This is a genomic window from Microvirga sp. HBU67558, from assembly GCF_018069605.1.
Lineage (GTDB): Bacteria > Pseudomonadota > Alphaproteobacteria > Rhizobiales > Beijerinckiaceae > Microvirga > Microvirga terrae.
In genome coordinates this window covers 1-1057 of record NZ_JAGPUP010000302.1, presented here as the reverse complement: position 1 = coordinate 1057, position 1057 = coordinate 1, and the positions used below count along the sequence as shown (strand labels likewise).

Sequence of the window (1057 nt, the reverse complement as noted above, 5' to 3'; positions counted from 1 at the left end):
CTAAAGGGCTTTTGGTTTCAGTGTAGGGCATAGCCGGCATGCCTGAACCAGCCCTGAGCATCTTTTGCAGTGATGGTGTCGAGGGCGGGTTTGAGCTCGGCTTCCAAGGCTTCAAGAGTGCGTGGCGCTTTGGCCTTAAGCGGCTCTTTCATCTTCGCCCAGGCGGGTTCGATCGGGTTGAACTCCGGTGAGTAGCGGGGCAGATACAGCAGTCCAATCCCAGCCCGGTCGAGCAGGTCCCGCACTTCTGTGGCGTGATGTGGGCGCAGGTTGTCCATCACCAGAATGGCATCGGGCTTCACCTGCTGGAGCCTGGGCACCAGCACCTGCTCAAGATAGGCCAGCAGCACAGAAGTCGAGGTCGATGCCTCGATGCTCATCGTGGCAATCAGGCCCTCACAGGCGAGTGCGCCCAAGACCGTCAGCCGCTGCCAGGAGCCGAGCGGAATCGAGCCATAGGCGCGCTGCCCGCGTGGGGCTCGCGCATGGGTGCGCGCCATCTTGGTGGTGACGCCGCTTTCATCCAGGAATACCAACCGTTCGACAGGGAGCTCGCTCATCTGCTGGCGGTAAGCCTCGCGCTCGGCGGCAATCTCGGGCCGCTCCTGCTCGGCCGCCCGAAGGGTCTTTTTTTCGGACGCAGCTTGAGCCGCTTGAGCGCCTCGCAGAGCACCGCCAGACACACCGTTACACCCGTGCGCTCGGCAAGGCGCTCACGGTACTCGCGCAGCAGCGCGTCATTGTCTTCGAGCACGAGTTGACGCAATACCTCCAGAACTGCGGCATCCAGGCGCGAGGGCACGCCGCCGCTGTGCGGCTTGGGCTTGCGCCGGCCCTCCTCACGCTCCTGGCGGCGCCAGTTCGACACGGTGGCGGGACAGACCTGGAAACGGCGGGCGATCTCGACCTGAGGAAGGTCGCCACGCTCGCAGGCAACCAGAACGCGTTCGCGAAGATCAGGGGAATAGGGCTGGGGCATGGCTGGCCTCCCGGGCCATATCCCAGTCAACGCGCAACCCACCCGAATGGATTCAAGCCCAGATCAAAAGCGCTTTAG

2 protein-coding genes are annotated in these 1057 nt (G+C 63.7%); both read right to left on the bottom strand.

Annotated elements, in window-relative coordinates:
- Positions 1–17 precede the first annotated feature (17 nt).
- Positions 18–593, bottom strand: a complete 576-nt coding sequence (locus tag KBI52_RS01365) for an IS630 family transposase (protein WP_371823095.1) — start codon at positions 591–593, stop codon at positions 18–20.
- On the bottom strand, positions 557–979 hold the full coding sequence (locus KBI52_RS01360; RefSeq protein ID WP_210804851.1) for a helix-turn-helix domain-containing protein: 423 nt from the start codon (positions 977–979) through the stop codon (positions 557–559). The genes KBI52_RS01365 and KBI52_RS01360 overlap by 37 nt, the downstream gene beginning before the upstream one ends.
- Positions 980–1057: the final 78 nt, after the last annotated feature.